17 protein-coding genes are annotated in these 16,423 nt (G+C 78.5%); 13 read left to right on the top strand and 4 right to left on the bottom strand.

The annotated features are described in order from the left end of the window. Positions 1-109: 109 nt before the first annotated feature. On the top strand, positions 110-1,165 hold the full coding sequence (locus Q0848_RS06940) for a glucosyl-3-phosphoglycerate synthase (protein WP_299036352.1): 1,056 nt from the start codon (positions 110-112) through the stop codon (positions 1,163-1,165). Between the two features lie 82 nt (positions 1,166-1,247). Here Q0848_RS06940 and Q0848_RS06935 read toward each other — a convergent pair whose 3' ends face one another. Further along, entirely contained in the window at positions 1,248-2,312 is a 1,065-nt protein-coding gene (locus Q0848_RS06935; RefSeq protein ID WP_299036351.1) for an NADPH:quinone reductase, read from the bottom strand. Between the two features lie 148 nt (positions 2,313-2,460). After that, positions 2,461-2,787 carry a rhodanese-like domain-containing protein gene (locus tag Q0848_RS06930; protein ID WP_299036350.1) on the bottom strand — a complete coding sequence of 109 codons (327 nt, stop codon included), beginning with the start codon at positions 2,785-2,787 and terminating at the stop codon, positions 2,461-2,463. Between the two features lie 209 nt (positions 2,788-2,996). Between Q0848_RS06930 and Q0848_RS06925 the strand changes: the two genes are divergently transcribed. Continuing rightward, entirely contained in the window at positions 2,997-3,623 is a 627-nt protein-coding gene (locus Q0848_RS06925; protein WP_299036349.1) for a hypothetical protein, read from the top strand. Positions 3,624-3,706: 83 nt separating this feature from the next. Beyond that, entirely contained in the window at positions 3,707-4,693 is a 987-nt protein-coding gene (locus Q0848_RS06920) for an SDR family oxidoreductase (protein WP_299036348.1), read from the top strand. Positions 4,694-4,720: 27 nt separating this feature from the next. Here Q0848_RS06920 and Q0848_RS06915 read toward each other — a convergent pair whose 3' ends face one another. After that, the gene (locus Q0848_RS06915) at positions 4,721-5,581 is read right to left on the bottom strand and encodes an Fpg/Nei family DNA glycosylase (protein ID WP_299036347.1); all 861 of its coding nucleotides are present in this window, start codon (positions 5,579-5,581) and stop codon (positions 4,721-4,723) included. Between the two features lie 167 nt (positions 5,582-5,748). Between Q0848_RS06915 and Q0848_RS06910 the strand changes: the two genes are divergently transcribed. From Q0848_RS06910 to Q0848_RS06865, 10 genes are all read left to right on the top strand, one after another. Beyond that, positions 5,749-6,123, top strand: a complete 375-nt coding sequence (locus Q0848_RS06910) for a response regulator (RefSeq protein ID WP_299036346.1) — start codon at positions 5,749-5,751, stop codon at positions 6,121-6,123. Further along, positions 6,120-6,608, top strand: a complete 489-nt coding sequence (locus tag Q0848_RS06905) for a hypothetical protein (protein WP_299036345.1) — start codon at positions 6,120-6,122, stop codon at positions 6,606-6,608. Before Q0848_RS06910 ends, Q0848_RS06905 begins: the two co-directional genes overlap by 4 nt. A 110-nt stretch (positions 6,609-6,718) precedes the next feature. After that, positions 6,719-9,172 (top strand): chemotaxis protein CheW, encoded by a 2,454-nt coding sequence (locus Q0848_RS06900; protein WP_299036344.1) that lies wholly within the window; start codon positions 6,719-6,721, stop codon positions 9,170-9,172. After that, positions 9,169-9,711, top strand: a complete 543-nt coding sequence (locus Q0848_RS06895) for a chemotaxis protein CheW (protein WP_299036343.1) — start codon at positions 9,169-9,171, stop codon at positions 9,709-9,711. Before Q0848_RS06900 ends, Q0848_RS06895 begins: the two co-directional genes overlap by 4 nt. Before the next feature lie 162 nt (positions 9,712-9,873). After that, positions 9,874-10,155, top strand: a complete 282-nt coding sequence (locus Q0848_RS06890) for a hypothetical protein (RefSeq protein ID WP_299036342.1) — start codon at positions 9,874-9,876, stop codon at positions 10,153-10,155. A gap of 232 nt (positions 10,156-10,387) precedes the next feature. Continuing rightward, positions 10,388-11,395, top strand: a complete 1,008-nt coding sequence (locus Q0848_RS06885; protein WP_299036341.1) for a hypothetical protein — start codon at positions 10,388-10,390, stop codon at positions 11,393-11,395. Between the two features lie 62 nt (positions 11,396-11,457). Then, positions 11,458-12,846, top strand: a complete 1,389-nt coding sequence (cheB, locus tag Q0848_RS06880; protein WP_299036339.1) for a chemotaxis-specific protein-glutamate methyltransferase CheB — start codon at positions 11,458-11,460, stop codon at positions 12,844-12,846. Beyond that, positions 12,843-14,357 (top strand): CheR family methyltransferase, encoded by a 1,515-nt coding sequence (locus Q0848_RS06875; RefSeq protein WP_299036337.1) that lies wholly within the window; start codon positions 12,843-12,845, stop codon positions 14,355-14,357. Before cheB ends, Q0848_RS06875 begins: the two co-directional genes overlap by 4 nt. Next, positions 14,354-14,770 carry a response regulator gene (locus tag Q0848_RS06870; protein ID WP_366146444.1) on the top strand — a complete coding sequence of 139 codons (417 nt, stop codon included), beginning with the start codon at positions 14,354-14,356 and terminating at the stop codon, positions 14,768-14,770. The genes Q0848_RS06875 and Q0848_RS06870 overlap by 4 nt, the downstream gene beginning before the upstream one ends. Next, positions 14,767-15,255, top strand: coding sequence for a chemotaxis protein CheX (locus Q0848_RS06865; protein ID WP_299036333.1), 489 nt, complete (start codon positions 14,767-14,769; stop codon positions 15,253-15,255). The genes Q0848_RS06870 and Q0848_RS06865 overlap by 4 nt, the downstream gene beginning before the upstream one ends. A 130-nt stretch (positions 15,256-15,385) precedes the next feature. On the opposite strand, the gene Q0848_RS06860 is transcribed toward Q0848_RS06865, so the two are convergent. Next, positions 15,386-16,423, bottom strand: a complete 1,038-nt coding sequence (locus tag Q0848_RS06860) for a zinc-binding dehydrogenase (RefSeq protein WP_299036331.1) — start codon at positions 16,421-16,423, stop codon at positions 15,386-15,388.

Genomic DNA, 16,423 nt, shown 5'->3' with positions numbered 1-16,423 from the left:
CGCCCTCCCCGCGTCGCCGGGTGACGCGCGCGTGAACGCCGCGTGAGACCTCGACCCGATCCGCCGGGCCCGCCTTCCCGCGTCCGTCTCCGCCGTGCACGCTGCGCGCATGAGCCAGCTCGAGGACGCCACCGCGCCCTGGTCGTCGTGGTACGACCGCCGCACCTCCTGCGCCGCCGACTGGCCGGTGGAGGCGCTGCTGGCCGCCAAGGGGAGCCAGCGCGTCAGCGTCGTCCTGCCCGCCCTCGACGAGGAGGCCGCCGTCGGCGGGGTCGTGGCCGTGGTCGTCGGGCTGCGCGAGGCGGGCCTCGTCGACGAGGTCGTCGTCATGGACTCCGGGTCCACCGACCGGACGGCGGAGGTCGCCGCGGCGGCGGGGGCGAGCGTGCACCACCGCGACGCCGTGCTCCCCGAGGTCGGCTCGGTGCCGGGCAAGGGCGAGGTGCTCTGGAAGTCGTTGGCGTGCACCAGCGGGGACGTCGTCGTCTTCGTCGACGCCGATCTCCTCGACCCGGCGCCGGAGCTCGTGACCGGGCTGCTCGGGCCGCTGCTCACCGACCCGGGCGTGCAGCTCGTCAAGGGCCTGTACTCCCGGCCCCTGGCGGGGGTCGCCGACGGCGACGGCGGGTCCTCCGGCGGCCGCGTCACCGAGCTGGTGGCCCGGCCCCTGCTGCAGCGCCTCGTGCCCGAGCTGGGGGGCGTCGTCCAGCCCCTCGGCGGGGAGTACGCGGGCCGCCGCGAGCTGCTCGAGCGGCTCCCCTTCGTCTCCGGCTACGGCGTCGAGGTGGGCCTGCTCATCGACGCCGTGCGGCTCGTCGGGCTCGACGCGCTCGCGCAGGTCGACCTCGGCCGACGGGTGCACTCCCACCAGTCGACGGCCGCGCTCGGCCGGATGGCCGCCCAGGTGGCGGCGACGGTCCTCGGGCGCGCCGAGGTGGTGCACGCCGCGCCGACGGCCGCCGAGGGCCGGGCGTCCCTCACCCAGTTCCGCCGCGGGGCGTCGGGGCGCTGGGAGCCGGAGGCCCACGACGTCTCGCTGAGCGAGCGCCCGCCGATGCGCGCGGTGCTCGAGGGGCTCGCCGCCCCGGTCGCCCCGGCCCCCGCCGCCCCGCCGCTGCGCGCGCGCTCCCGGCGCCGTCGCACCGCCCGCCGCCGCGCGTCCTGAGAGTTCGCCGCCGCCGCCCACCGCGGGCCCCAGCTCTCGTCAGCCCCGGCCCCGCCGGCCCCCGGGCGCCTCCCGGCCCCGGTCAGCCCACGGCGTCCGCGACGTCGAGCAGGACCTTGCCGACCACCGAGCCCTCGACGGCCGCGTGCGCCGCGGCGGCGTCGGAGAGCGGGTGGTGGTGCAGCGGCAGCCCGGCGTCGCGGCCGACGCGCACGGCCCCGTCCCGGACGGCGGCCGAGACGTCGGCCACGGCCCGCGCCTTCGCCTCCTGGGGTGCGGTGTAGACGAGGACGAACTGCCAGCGCGCGTTCGGCACCATGAGGTCCCGGACGGGGAGGGTGAGGTCCTCGCCGCCGTCGTTCGCGTAGACGGCGACGGAGCCGTCCATGCCGATGACCGCGGAGTCGACGGCCGCGTTGGGGCCGGGCGCCACCTCGACGACCGTGCTGACGCCGTCCGGGGCGATGCGGCGGACCTCCTCGACGACGTCCTGCCGCGTGTAGTCGACCACGTGGTCGGCGCCCGCAGCCGCCGCGAGCTGCGCCTTCTCGGGGCTGCTCACCGTCGTGATGACCGTCGCGCCGGACCACCGGGCGAGCTGGATCGCGGCGTTGCCCACCGCACCGGCGCCACCGGCGACGAGGACCGAGCGGCCCTCGAGCGTCCCCGGGCCGAGGCTCCGGGGGCCGTCCTCGGCCACGGTGAGGCAGCGGTGCGCGGTGATGAAGGGGATGCCGAGGGCGGCGCCCAGGTCGAACGAGGCGTCGTCAGGCAGCGGGACGGCCTGGACCGCGGGGACGCAGGCGTGCTCCTGGGCGGTGCCGCCCCCGGGGCGGTTGTGGGCGGCCTCCCACACCCAGACCCGCTGGCCCACCCGCTCGGCCGGCACGCCCCGGCCCACCGCGTCCACCACGCCGGCGCCGTCCTGGCCGGGGACCTGCGCGGGGTCGACGGCCTGGCCGGAGCCGCTGCCGCGCCGGGACTTCCAGTCCGTGGGGTTCACGCCGGAGCGCGCGACCCGCACCCGCACCTCGCCCGGGCCCGGCTCGGGCACCGGGCGCTCGAGGAGCGTCAGGACCTCGGGCCCGCCCGTCTGCGTGTAGACGACGGCGCGGGCGCTGGCTGCGGTCTGGTCGGTCGACGACATGGCAGGAGGTTCCCGGCCGGAGCGCCGGTCCGCACCTCGCGACGGGTCCCGGTCGGCGAGGGGCCGGGGTGGGCGGGGACTGCGGTGGGCGGAGGGCGGCGTGCGCCGGCCCTCCGCCCGGACGGCCGCGAGGGCCGGCGCGCGGCCGTCAGAGGATGCGGGGCTCCTGGCCGGTCTCGCTGACGACCGGGCGGCCCGCCTCGAACCAGGCGCCCATGCCCCCGGAGACGTCCACGGCGTCGACCCCGTTCTGCTGCAGCCACGCCGCGGCGCGCGCCGAGCGGCCGCCGGAGCGGCAGACGACGTGGACGTCGCCCTCGGGCAGCTCCGCGAGGCGGGCCGGGAGGTCTCCCATCGGGAGGTGGACGGCGCCGGGCGCGTGCCCGGCGGCCCACTCGTCGTCCTCGCGGACGTCGACGAGGACGGCGTCGGCCGGGACGTCGGCGGCGGGCACGGAGCGCAGGTCGTCGGGCACGGTCTCTCCTCGGGACGGGGGTGCGGAGCGGCGCGGCGCCGGCCCGCTGCGGTGCCGATCATGGTGCGCCCGGAGCGGCGGCCGCGCACCGGGAGGGGCTTCGGGGAGGGAGCACCGCGAGGGAACCGGGCGCGGGCCCCGGCGCGTCGGTCCAGCATGGCGGGGAGCACCCGCCCCGGCGCAGGCCGGACCCGACCCGAGGAGAGACCGTGGCCGACGACACGTCGACGCCCCACCGCACGACCGCCGCACCCGGCCGCAGGACGACGGGTCGCCTGGCCGCGCTCCTGCCCCTGCTGGTCGCCACCGCGCTGCTCGGCGCCTGCGCGGGAGAGGACGCGGAGGAGCCGGCCGACGTCGCCGCGGAGGCACCGGGGCCCGAGGCCACGGGGACGGTCGGCCCGACGACCGGTCCCACCGGCCCGACGGAGGCGCCCTCGCCCTCGGCGACGACCCAGGAGCCGGCCCTGCCCACCTCGACGTCGACCGCGACGTCGGTGCCGGCGGACTTCAGCGCCGAGCTGACGGTCGCCTACGACGACGGCACCGGGACCGCGCAGACCTACGACCTGGCCTGCGAGGGCGCGCAGGCCAGCGGCACGGCGCCGGACCCGGCCGGGGCCTGCTCGGCCGTGGCCGCGGCCGGCGGGGTCGAGGCGTTCGCCGTGCCGTCCGGCGACGTGCAGTGCACGCAGGTCTTCGGCGGCTCGCAGACGGCCGTCGTGTCGGGGACCGTCGAGGACGAGCCCGTCTCGGCCGACCTCGCGCGCGCCGACGGGTGCGACATCGCGCGGTGGGACGCCCTCGTGCCCCTCGTGCCCGCCGCGGACGCCTGAGGCCCGTCCCCGGGGGGCGCCCTCCCCGCCGTCGCCCGGAGTCCTGCGCTGCGCGGGCGCGCGGCGGGGGCGAGGGTGGGGGCGTGACCAGTGCAGACCGGCGGACGAGGACGACGAGCGCGACCGGGGCCGTCAGCGGCGCCCCGGTGGGGGTGGGCGACGACGACCTCCCGCGCGTCGTCCTCGTGACCGGGGCGTCCAGCGGCATCGGGCGCGCCACGGCGCTGCGCCTGGCCCGCCCGGGCGGGGTGCTGGCGCTCGCGGCGCGCGGCGAGGAGGGCCTGGCGGCCGTCGCCGCGCAGTGCCGCGAGCTCGGCGCCCGCGTGAGCACCCACGCGCTGGACGTCGGCGACGACGCCGCCGTGGAGGCGTGCGTGGCCGACGTGGTGCGCCGCGAGGGCCGCCTGGACGCCGCGGTGACCAGCGCCGCCGTCGTGGCCTACGGGGACTTCACCGAGGTGCCCGCGGAGGTCTTCGACCGCGTCCTGCGCACCGACGTCCTCGGGACGGCCAACGTCGCCCGGCACGCGCTGCGCCGCTTCCGCGAGCAGGGCGACGGCACGCTGCTGATCATGGGGTCGGTGCTGGGCCAGATCTCGGCGCCCTGGATGTCCGCCTACACGACGAGCAAGTGGGCCCTGCGCGGCCTGGCCCGCGCGCTCGTCATCGAGAACCGGCCCCACCGGGACGTCCACGTCCGCGTGGTCTCCCCGGGCGGCGTCGAGACGCCGGTGTACCGGCGCGCGGCGACGTACCTGGGCCGCCACGGCAAGCCGCCCTTCCCGGTGTACGCGCCGGAGACGGTCGCGGACCGCGTGGTCCGGGTGCTGGCGAAGCCCGCCTCCGCCCGGCGCGACACCCGCGCGGGGTGGGCCAACCCGGTCATGGTCGCCGGCTTCACCCTGCTCCCGGGCGTCTACGACGCGCTGGTGCGGCCCGGCCTCTCGGTCTTCGGCCTGGACTTCCGGCGCGTGGCCGACACGACGGGCCACGTCTTCACGCCCTCCGAGCGCGCGGAGCCCCGCGGCGAGGACGCGCCGGTGCGGCGCCGGACCCGCGCGGCCCGCTGACGCCTCGCGCCGGCCCCGCGAGGGGGCTCAGCGCAGGAGCCGGGACATGCGCCGGTCGGCGAGCTCCTTGCCGCCGGTCTGGCACGTGGCGCAGTACTGCAGCGAGCGGTCGGCGAAGGAGACCTCGCGGACGACGTCCCCGCACACGGGGCACTCCTGCCCGGTGCGCCCGTGCACGCGCATGCCGGCGCGCTTGGCGTCCTTGAGCTCGGCCGCCGGTCGTCCGCGCGCGGCGCCGACGGCGGCCTCGAGCACGGCGTGCAGCGCGGTGTCGAGGCGGTCCACCTGCTCGGCGTCCAGGCGCCCGGCGACGGCGAAGGGCGACAGCCGCGCCGCGTGCAGCACCTCGTCGCTGTAGGCGTTGCCCACCCCGGAGAGCAGGTGCTGGTCGCGCAGCAGGCCCTTGACCTGCTGCCGCGACCCGGAGAGCAGGCGCACGAGGGCGTCCCGGTCGAAGGAGCCGTCCAGCGGGTCGGGCCCGAGGGAGGCCACCTGCGGGACCTGCGCGGGGTCGCGGACCACGTGGACGGCGAGGCGCTTGCGGGTGCCCGCCTCGGTGAGGTCGAAGCCGCTGCCGTCGTCGAGGCGCACGCGCAGCGCCAGCGGCCCCTTGCCCGGGCGCGCCGGCCGCTCGGGGACGGCGTCGTACCAGCGCAGCCAGCCGCCGCGGGACAGGTGCACCACCAGGTGCAGCCCGTCGACGTCGAGGTCCAGCCACTTGCCGTGGCGGTCGGCGGAGACCACCTCGAGCCCCGCCAGCGCCGTCGGCGGCGGGTCGAACGTCTTCAGCACGCTGATGGCCGCCACCTCGACCGCGGCGACGACGCGGCCGACGGCGCGCTCGCGCAGGAACTCGGCGAGGGCCTCGACCTCGGGCAGCTCGGGCACCGGCTCACTGTGGCACCGGGCCCCCGCGCGCGCACGACCTCGGCCCCGCGGCCGTCCCCGCGAGGCCGCCGCCGCCCACGAGTTCTCCCCGACGCTGAAGGGAGCGCCCGCACCTGCCGATAGGGGTCCAGTGGCGCTGAGGTGGCGCCCGGGCTGGGGAGGTCAGCGTGAGGGTGCTCGTGGTGGACGACAGCAGGGTGATGCGGCAGATCGTGGTCCGCGCGCTCCGGCAGGCGGGGTTCGGCTCCTTGGAGGTCGTGGAGGCCGGTGACGGCGAGGCCGGCATCACGGCCGTCGCGGACGAGGCGCCGGAGCTGGTCCTGTGCGACTGGAACATGCCCGGCACGTCGGGCATCGAGATGCTCGAGCGGCTGCGCGCGAGCGGTGATCGGACGCCCTTCGGCTTCGTCACCTCCGAGGCGGCCACCGAGGTGCACGACCGCGCGGCGGCCGCGGGCGCCGACTTCGTCGTGACGAAGCCGTTCACGCCCGAGGTCCTGCACGAGGCCATCGAGGCCGCGCTCGCGGGGGTGGCCTCGTGACCGAGGTCGCCGCGCCGGCCGAGCTGCCGACCACGGCCGCCGTCCGCACCGTCCTCGAGGGGCTGCTGGGCCGCGACGTCGTGCCCGGACCCGGCCCCCGGGTCACGGGCGACGACGCCGCCGGCACGGTGGCCGTGTACACGAAGGGGACGACGACCGTCGGGCTGCTGGCCTTCGACCTCGCCGGCTCCGCCCTGCTCGGGGCCGCGCTGGGCCTGGTGCCGCGCGGCGGCGCCGAGGCCTCGGTCGAGGACGGGGAGCTGTCCCCGCTGCTGGCCGAGAACGTCGCCGAGCTCTGCAACGTCATGGCGCCGCTCCTGCCCGCGGCCGGGGGCGGCCACGGCCGCCTCGCGTCGGTCCACGGCAGCGGCGAGGCCTGCCCGCCCGACGTCGCCGACGCGCTGCGCCGCGGCACCGGGCGCCTGGACCTCCTGCTCGACATCGCCGGCTACGGCCGCGGCGGGATGTCCCTGCTCCTGACCTGAGGCTCTCCGGAGCCATCTCGCCGGCCCCCTCCAGGAGGAGGGCCGGCCGACCGACAGCACACGGGGCGCGCCGCCGGCGCGCACGGCAGCGACGTACAGACAGGAGCGGCATGGACGACGGCGCCCTCGAGGGCATGGACGAGATCGTCGCGGAGTTCCTCGTGGAGTCCGAGGAGAACCTCGACGAGCTCGACCAGCAGCTGGTCGCGCTCGAGTCGGACCCCACCTCCCGCCCTCTGCTGGCGGCGGTGTTCCGCACGATCCACACGATCAAGGGCACGAGCGGCTTCCTCGCCTTCTCGGACCTGGAGCGCCTCGCCCACGTGGGCGAGACCCTCCTGGCGCGGCTGCGCGACGGACGCGCCGTCGCCACACCGCAGACGGTCACGGTGCTGCTGCACATGGTCGACGCCGTCCGAGGGCTGCTGGGGCGCATCGAGCAGACCGGCTCGGACGCCGGCGCGGACCTCACCGGCGTGCTCGCCGAGATCACCGCCGAGCTCGAGGAGGGCGGGGCGCCCGCGACGGGCGGTGCTGCCGAGGGCCAGGCCCCGGCGGCCGCCGCGCCCGCCGCGGAGCCGGCCCCCGCGCCCGCCGCGGAGCCCGCCGCGGGGACGGACGAGGTCTCGCCGCCTCCCGCCGCCCAGGCACCAGAGCCCGCCGCGGCGGACGTCGCCGCGGTTCCCGCCCCGGTGGAGGCCGCCGCCCCGGCGCCGGCCGCCCAGCCGTCCGGGTCCAGCCCGGTGCCGAAGCCCGCACCTGCACCCGCACCCGCCGCACCGGTGGCGCCCGCGGCCGAGGCCGCCGCCCCCGCCGCCCCGACCGGCGGGGAGGAGCCCGTGGCCCAGCGCCGCAGCGGGGAGGCCTCCGTGCGCGTCGACGTCGAGCTCCTCGAGCAGCTCATGTCCATGGTGGGCGAGCTCGTCCTCACCCGGAACCAGGTCCTCGAGCGCGCCGCCGCCGGCGGGGACGCCGAGATGGTCCGCGCCGCGCACCGGCTCGACCTCGTGGCCGGCGAGCTGCAGCAGGGCGTCATGCAGACGCGCATGCAGCCCATCGACCACGTCTGGTCCAAGCTGCCGCGCGTCGTCCGCGACCTCGGCAGCCAGCTGGGCCGCCAGGTCCGCCTCGTGATGGAGGGCGCCGACACCGAGCTCGACCGGACCCTGCTCGAGGCGGTCAAGGACCCGCTGACGCACCTCGTGCGCAACGCCGTCGACCACGGCCTCGAGCCCCCGGAGGACCGGCGCGCCGCGGGCAAGGACCCGGTGGGCCTCGTCACCCTGCGCGCCCGCCACGAGGGCGGGCAGGTCCTCGTCGAGGTCTCCGACGACGGCCGCGGCATGGACCCGCGCGTCATCGGGGCCCGGGCGCTCGAGCGCGGCATCGTCGACGAGGCCGCGCTGCGGAAGATGTCGACGACGGAGGTCTTGGGCCTCGTCTTCACGCCCGGCTTCTCCACGGCGGCCGCGGTCACGAGCGTCTCCGGGCGCGGCGTGGGCATGGACGTCGTCCGCACCAACATCGAGCGGATCGGCGGCTCGATCGAGCTGGAGTCGGTGGTCGGCCGCGGCAGCACCACCCGCCTGCGCGTGCCGCTGACCCTCGCGATCATCCCCGCGCTCGTCGTCTCGTGCGGCGGCCAGCGGTTCGCGATCCCGCAGAACGGGCTGCGCGAGCTGGTCGGCCTCGACCGCGAGCGGTCGGGCGGCGCCACCGAGCGCGTCGGCGACGCGGAGGTGCACCGCCTGCGCGGGCACCTGCTGCCGCTCGTGCGGCTGCACGAGGCCCTCGCCCTGGGCGAGCCCGAGCCGGGCGAGTCCTCGGTGGTCGCGGTCCTCGAGACGGCGGGCCGGCGCTTCGGCCTCGTCGTGGACGCCGTCCTCGCGACGCAGGAGATCGTCGTCAAGCCCCTCGGGGGGCTGCTCGCCGACCTGCCGCACTACTCGGGGGCCACGATCCTCGGCGACGGCGGCCTCGCCCTGATCCTCGACGTCCAGGCGCTGTCGCGCTCGGCGCGGGAGCAGGAGCGCGCGGACGAGCACGCGGGGGAGAACGAGGTGGCCACGCACGACAGCACGCAGCTGCTGCTGGTGCGCGTGGGCGCCCGCCGCATGGCGATCCCCCTGGACATCGTCACCCGGCTCGAGGACGTCCCCCGCGACCGGCTGGAGCGGATCGGGCGGCGCTGGGCCGTGCAGCACCGCGGCGAGGTCATGCCCGTCCTCGACCTCGCCGAGCACCTGGGCGAGCTCACCTCGGGCGAGGAGTCGGTGCCGCTGGTCGTCCACGCCGTCGGCGGCCGCTCCGTGGCCCTCGCGGTCGACGAGATCCTCGACGTCGCCCCGGCGGCCACCGCGCGCGTCAGCCACCTCGGCGACCCGGGCCTGTCCGGCTCGGCCGTCGTCGACGAGCACATCGTCGAGATGCTCGACGTCCGCCAGGCCGTGCTGGCCGCGGACGCGACCTTCTACGACGAGGCCGACGGCCACGGGCGCGCCGGCTCCTACGTGCCGCCGCGCCCCAGGTCGCCGCACGACGCGCACCAGGACGTCCGGGCGTGAGCGCCGGGCGCGGCACCGGCCGCGGCTCCGGCAGCGGGCAGAAGCACTCGAGCAGCGCGGGCGGCGTCGGCGGGACCTCCGCGCGTCGCCCCGGAGGGGAGTCGGACATGACCGTCAGCTACGTGACGTTCCACCTCGGGGACGGCCTCTACGGCATCGAGGTCCTGCGCGTGCAGGAGGTGCTCACCGAGCAGCGCCTCACGCGCGTGCCGCTGGCGCCCCCGGAGGTGGCCGGCCTGGTCAACCTCCGCGGCCAGGTGGTCACGGCCGTGGACCTGCGGCGGCGCCTGGGGCTGCCGCCGCGGGAGGAGGGCGAGAAGTCGACCGACCTCGTCGTGCGGGTCGGTGACGAGGTCGTCGCCCTGCTGGTGGACGGCATCGGCGACGTGGTGGAGGTCGCCGAGGGCGACCTCGAGCCGCCGCCGGACACGCTCAGCGGTCCGATGGCCGACCTCATCACGGGCGCCTGCCAGCTCCCCGACCGGCTCCTGATGCCCCTGGACGTCGCCCGCGCCGTCGCCATCCCGCAGGCGGCCTGACCGCTCCGCTGCGCCACCCGGGCGCCCGAGGACCGCTCCTCGGGCGCCCGGGCTGCTCCGTCCCCGGGCTGCTCCGTCCCCGGGCTGCTCCGTCCCCGGGTGCTCCTGCCCGACGCCCCTGTCCCCAGCACTGCCGTCCCGAGCACGAGGAGGTGGTCCGCCGTGACCACGACCACCGCGGAGCTGACGAGCCTGGTCTCGCTCGACGCCGCTCTCGAGTCCGCCCGCGCCGCCCGTGCCGCCCTCCCGGGTGCCGCCGTCCCTCGTGCCACGGCCCCGCAGGCCACCGCCCCCCGCGCCACCGGGGCCGCTGCCGCGAGCCCGGGCCCGCTCGTGCGCGCGGAGCCGTCGGCGTCCGCCGCGGACGGCGTCCGCGCGGCCGCTCGCGAGCTCCTGGGGCTCTCCGGCGCCGTGCCGGTGCTCGCAGCCCGCCCCCTCGCCTGAGCCCTCCCCGGCGCGACCGCCGCACCCGCGGCCCGCTCGGCGGCTCCGACCCGGCGGCTCCGACCCGGCGGCTCCGACCCGGCGGCCCTGACCCGGCGGCCCGCCCGGAGGTCCTGACCGGGCCGCGCCGTCGCCCCTCCGGCTCCTCTCCCGCACCGTCCCGTCCTCCCCGTGCGCTCCCCCCGTGCGCCGTCCCCGTCCACCGGCTGGAGTACCCGTGCCGTACGGCCTCGTGAGCTCACCCGTCATCGGCTTCGACCTGGTGCGCCATCCGAGCGGCCCGCAGGCCGCGCTCGTCCTGCGCTACGCCGTGGGAGCCGGGGCGGAGCACGTGCGCGCCCTCGCGGCCACCGCGGCCGGCGGCCGAGCGGGTGCTGCCGCCGCCGCGGCGCGCGACCACGCCGAGCGCTCCCCGGGGCAGGACGCCACCGCCCTCGCCCGCGTCGTGCTGCAGGCCGGCGACGCCGGCGCGGCCCGCTCGCTCCTCGAGGTCGGCTCCCTCGGCGGCCTCCCCGACCTCCTCGCCCTCGTGCGCGAGCGCGTGGTCTCCCAGTGCTGGGCGCGCCCGACGCTCCTGCACCCGCCCGGTGAGGGCGCGGACCTCCTCGACGACGACGAGCGCGCCGCCGCGGCCGAGGCCGTCGAGGCCGCGCTCGTGCGCGCGTGGACCGGTGCGTCCCCGCCGGCCGGCGAGGACCCGTTCCGCGCGGCCATGGCGGTCGCGCCCGCGCGGCCCGCACCCCTCGGCGAGGCCGCCGCCCGCGTGCGCGACGCGCTGGGTCGCCTCGCGTCCGCCACGCCCGCGCAGGTCGAGGGCCTGCGCCGTGCCGCGGCGCCTCCTGCGAGCGGCGCCCCCGGCCCGGGGTCCTGGGCGCGCGCCGTCCACGACGTCTCGGTCGACCTGGAGTCCGCGGGGCGCACCGAGGCGGCGGCCTGCGTCCAGCTCGAGGCCGTCGGCGCCGCGCGCCTGGCCGGCCTCGACGCCCCCTCGGCCGCAGCCGGCGCCTGGCAGGTCGCCAGCGGGGCTCTCCACGCGCTGGTCGCCGGGAGCACCGGTGCGTCCGCGCGCTCGCTGCTCGCGCCGTGGGAGCGAGCTCTCGGCGTCCCCGCGCCCCCCGCGACCGGATCCCGTCCCGTGCCCCGCCCGCGGGGCTCGCTCGACCCGGGCACGGGTGCGGGCGAGGCGGGTGCGGGCGAGCCCGGCGCCGGCGGGCCGGACCAGGGGGAGCCGTGGGCGTGAGCGGCGCCGGTGACTCGACCGCGACCGCTCAGGGTGGAGCGCCGACGCGCCGATGGACGGCCATGCAACCGATCCGGGTCCTCGTGGTGGATGACGCAGCCGTCCTGCGGCGCCTCGTCACCATGGCTCTGACCTCCGCTGACGGGATCGACGTGGTCGGGACGGCGGGGGACGGCTGGGCCGCCCTCGACCAGGTCGAGCGCCTGGCCCCCGACCTCGTCGTCATGGACCTCGAGATGCCGGAGCTCGACGGCATCGGCGCCGTGCACGAGCTGCGCCGGCGCGGGCGCACCACGCCGGTCATCATGGTCAGCGCGGCGACCGACGACGGCGCGGAGGCCACCCTGCGCGCCCTCGCCGCCGGCGCCACCGACTTCTTCCCCAAGCCGTCCCGGGCGTCCTCGCCCGCCGAGGCGGTGGCCCGGGTCCGCGACGGCCTCGTGCCCGTCGTGCGGGCGCTCGTCCCGCGCTCGGCTCCGCGGCCGTCCGGCCCCGACCACGCGGCCCCGGGCAGCGTGCACGCCGGCCGCCCGGTGCTGGCCCAGCCCCTCCCCGTCCCCGCGGCGCCCGTCCCGGCCCCGCCCGCCCCCGCGGACCGCGCCGACGTCCAGCACGCGGACGTCCCCGCCGCGCCGGTCGCCCCCCGTCGGGCCGTCCCGGTCCCGCGGTCGGTCCCCGGTCCGGCGGCTCGCGCGGCTCGACCCGCGGACCCCGCCGCCCGCGGCGGCTCCGCGCGCCCGGCGCCGTCCCCGGCGCGCCCCGCCGCTCGCACGAGCCCGGTCGCGCCGCCGGCGCAGGCGAGCCCGGCGGAGGCGACCGCCGGCCCGGCCGCCCGGGGCCGTGCGGCGACGCCGCACGTGCTGGCCCTCGGCAGCTCGACCGGTGGGCCCGAGGCGCTCGCGCGCCTCATCGCGGCCCTGCCCGCGGACCTGCCCGTGCCGGTCGTCATCACCCAGCACATGCCGCCCGTCTTCACCCGCCAGCTGGCGGTGCGCCTGGACCGGATCGGCGCCCTCGCGGTGCGCGAGGCGGAGCACGGCGACGACGTCCGCGTCGGCCGGGTGCTGGTGGCGCCCGGGGACCGGCACCTGCAGCTGCGCCGCTCCGGTGGCGAGGTCGTCGCGCACCTCTCGGACGCCGCGCCCGTCAACTTCTGCCGCCCCGCGGTGGACGTCATGCTCCGCTCCTGCGTCGACGTGTACGGCGCCGGCGTCCTCGCCGTCGTCCTCACGGGGATGGGCAGCGACGGGCGCGACGGCTGCGCCGACGTGCGCCGCGCCGGTGGCGCGGTGCTCGTCCAGGACGCGGAGACCTCCGTCGTCTGGGGCATGCCCGGCGCCGTGGCCGGCGCCGGTCTCGCGGACGCCGTCCTGCCCCTGGACGCGGTGGCCGGCGCCATCACGGCCGCCTGCCGTCGCGGGGCCCCCGCCGTCGCGGGGAGCGCCCGATGAGCGCCGCGCCGGCCCTCGCGCCCGCCGACCTCGCCTGGGTGTGCGACCTCGTCCGCGCCGAGACCGCGGTCGTCCTGGACGCCTCCAAGGAGTACCTCGTCGCCTCGCGCCTGCTGCCGCTGGCGCGGCGCGGGGGCTTCCCCGACGTCGCCGCGTACGTCACGCGCATGCGCTCGGCCAGCCCGGCGGAGCGCTGGGAGCTCGTCGAGGCCATGACCACGAACGAGACGTCGTGGTTCCGCGACGTCGAGCCGTTCACCTACCTGCGCACGTCCCTCCTGCCGGCCCTGGCGGACGCGCGCCGCTCGAGCCGGTCGCTGCGGGTGTGGTCGGCGGCCTGCTCGACCGGGCAGGAGCCGTACACGATCGCCATGCTCGCGGCCGACGCGCCGGAGCTGCGCGGCTTCCGCACGGAGATCGTCGCCACCGACGTCGACCGCACGGCCCTGGAGCGCGCGCGCTCGGCCACCTACTCCCAGATGGAGGTCGGCCGCGGCCTGCCCGCCGACATGGTGGCGCGCCACCTCGAGCGCGCGGGCATGCAGTGGCGGGTGCGCGAGGAGGTGCGCTCGGCGGTCCGCTTCTCGGAGCTGAACCTGGCCCGCCCCTTCCCGGAGCGCGGTCGCTTCGACGTCATCTTCTGCCGCAACGTGCTCATCTACTTCGACGCGGCGACGAAGCAGCAGGTGCTGGAGCGCATGCACGCCGTGCTCGCGCCCGACGGCGTGCTGGTGCTCGGCGCCGCGGAGACGACGCTGGGCATCTCCAGCTCCTGGGCCCGCGTCGAGGGCAGCCGTGCGGCGCTCTACCGGCCGCTCAGCGGCAGCGCGTCCGCGCCCGCCGCCCCGGCGGCACCCGCCCAGGCCCCCTTCCGGGCGCCCGCGGGGGCGACCGCGGCGGCCGGGCGCCCGTGGGGCGCGCCACCCGCGGGCCGGGTCCTCCCGGCCGCGTCGCCGCCCGTCCCCCCGCAGACCTCGCGCCCGGGCGCCCGCCCGCCCCTGGGCGCGCCCCTGAGCGGACGGACCCCCGGGAGCTCGACCCCCGGGAGCTCGACCTCGGGCGGCTGGCCCGCGGGCGGCTCGACCCCGGGGGGAGCGCTCCCCGGAGCCTCGGCGCCGGGGAGCCCGATCCGCCGGGACCCGTTCCCGCGGAGCGCGGGCGCCGGGATCCCCCCGCGCACGGGCGGCGCCCCGCCGCCCCGGGCGGCTCCCCCCGCGGTCCCGCCTCGAGACGCGCTCCGCGGGGACCCCCCGCGCGGCACCGCCTCGTCGCGGCCGGCGGTCACGCCGCCGCACCGGGCCGCTCCGCCGCCGGCGACCGCCTGGCCGCCGCCGAGGACCGCCCGACCGCCCGTCGTCCCGCCCGCGGGCGACGGCACCCGACCCCCCGCCCCCGGGGCCGCCTGGCCCCGGGCTCGCGGGACCGCACCACCCCCCGTCCCCCGACCCGAGACGCCCCCCGCCGGACGAACGCCCGGCAGCTCACGACCTGACAGCGGAGGAAGCCGATGATCGCCCTCGTGGTGGATGACTCGCGAGCGATGCGGCGCATCGTCAGCGGGGTCCTGCGCCGGACCGGGATGGAGGTGCTCGAGGCCGGTGACGGCCAGGAGGCGCTCGACGTCCTCGACCAGCACCTCGCCGACGGCGGTGACGTCCCCGACGTCGCCTGCATCGACTGGAACATGCCGGTCATGGACGGCCTCGAGCTCGTGGGGACGCTCCGACGCCGCCGCGAGCTGCGGAGCATGGCCCTGATGATGGTGACGAGCGAGTCCGAGCAGTCCCAGATGGTGAAGGCGCTCGCCGCAGGGGCGCACGAGTACCTCTTCAAGCCCTTCACCCCCGACGCCCTGCTCGCCAAGCTCGAGCTCCTCGGCCTCCTCCCGGAGCCGGCGGCCGCCGGGGGTGCGTCATGGTCGTGAGCGACGCCCCCGTGGTGACCGCCGAGGACCTCGTCGGCGTGGTCGGCGACCTCTGGCGGTCGGTCTCCCCGGACCCCGACGCCGAGGACGCGCCGGTGCCCGCCGACTGGCACCCGCGGGGCGCGCGCGTGCTGCGCAGCTCCATCGGGATCGAGGGCTCCTGGGACGGCGACCTCGTCGTCACGAGCGCCCCCGGCGCGGCGGAGCGCTGGGCTCGAGCGATGCTCGCGATCCCCGACGAGGAGCCGGTGACCGAGACCGACGCCCTCGACGTCCTCGCCGAGGTCGCCAACGTCATCGGCGGCGCCGTCAAGGCCCACTGCGCGGCCGGTGGCCGGCTCGGCCTGCCGGACGTCGGCGTGGACGAGTCGGACGCGGGCCCCCCTCCCGAGGACGTGCTCCTCGTGGGGGTCCCCATGACGTGGCCGGACGCGCCGCTGGGCGACGCGGACGCGGTCTTCACCCTGGCGCTCGTGCACCGCTGAGCGCCGGCCCGGCCCCGCCGAGACGCACCACTGGCCGCCCCGCGCCGCGGGGCGGCCAGTGGTGCGTCATCGTCTCTGCGGTTGTGGTGCAGCCGTTCTCGTCCAGCCGGTCCCGGTCGGCCGACCCCGGTCAGCCGACCGCGTCGGGCCAGACGACGCCGACCTTGCCGCCGGTGGCGGCGTCGGCCGTGCGGTAGGCCTCGGCGGCCTCCTCCAGCGGGAAGGTCGCCGTGACGAGCCGCTCGGGGTGCAGGTCCCACCGGACCAGCCGCTCGAGCAGCTCGGCCATCCGCACGGTGGAGGTGACCCACGAGCCGTGCACGGTCAGCTGGCGGTGGATGAGCACCTCGCTGACGTCCACCGTGAGCGTCCCGCCCTCCCCGACCAGGGCGGCGCGGCCCCACCGGCGCGTGTGCCGGAGCGCCGTCAGCTGGCCCGCTCCGCTGCCGGAGCAGTCCACGGCGACCTCAGCGCCGTCGCCGAGCAGCCCGGCCAGCTCCTCGTCGGAGCCGGCGACGGCCTCGTGGACGGCGCCGAGCCGCAGCGCCAGCTCGCGCCGCTGCGGGCTCGGGTCGGTGCCGACGACGAGCGGGGCGCCCATCGCGCGCGCCAGCATCCCGACGGCCAGGCCCACGGGCCCCAGGCCGGTCACGAGCACGCGGTCGCGGCCCGAGACGTCGGTGCGGCACAGCGCCTCGTAGGCGGTGCCGAACCCGCAGGCCACCACGGCGCCGTCGAGGAACGACAGCTCGTCCGGCAGCGCGAGCAGGTCGCGCTCCTCGGCGAGCAGGAGGTCGGCGTGCCCGCCGTCGCGCTGCCAGCCGTAGGCGGCGCGACGGTCTGAGGTGCAGCTGATCTGGTAGCCGCGGCGGCACTCCTCGCACTGGCCGCAGCCGCTGATGTGGTAGACGACGACCCGGTCGCCGACGGCCACGCGCTCCACCCCGGCGCCGACGGCGACGACGCGGCCCGCGGGCTCGTGGCCGCCCACGACGCCCTGGTAGGCCTCGGCGCCCTCGCCGAGGTGCTCGCGGTAGATGGCGCGCAGGTCGCTGCCGCAGACGGTCGAGGCGCGCATCGCCACGAGCACCTGGCCGGGGCCCGGCTCGGGGTCGGGCACCTCCCGCAGGTCGACCCGGCTGCCTCCCGGCAGGTACGCAGCGCGCAC

Source organism: uncultured Pseudokineococcus sp. (assembly GCF_947495735.1).
In the GTDB taxonomy this organism is placed as follows: domain Bacteria; phylum Actinomycetota; class Actinomycetes; order Actinomycetales; family Quadrisphaeraceae; genus Pseudokineococcus.
This window is presented reverse-complemented; position numbering and strand designations above follow the sequence as displayed.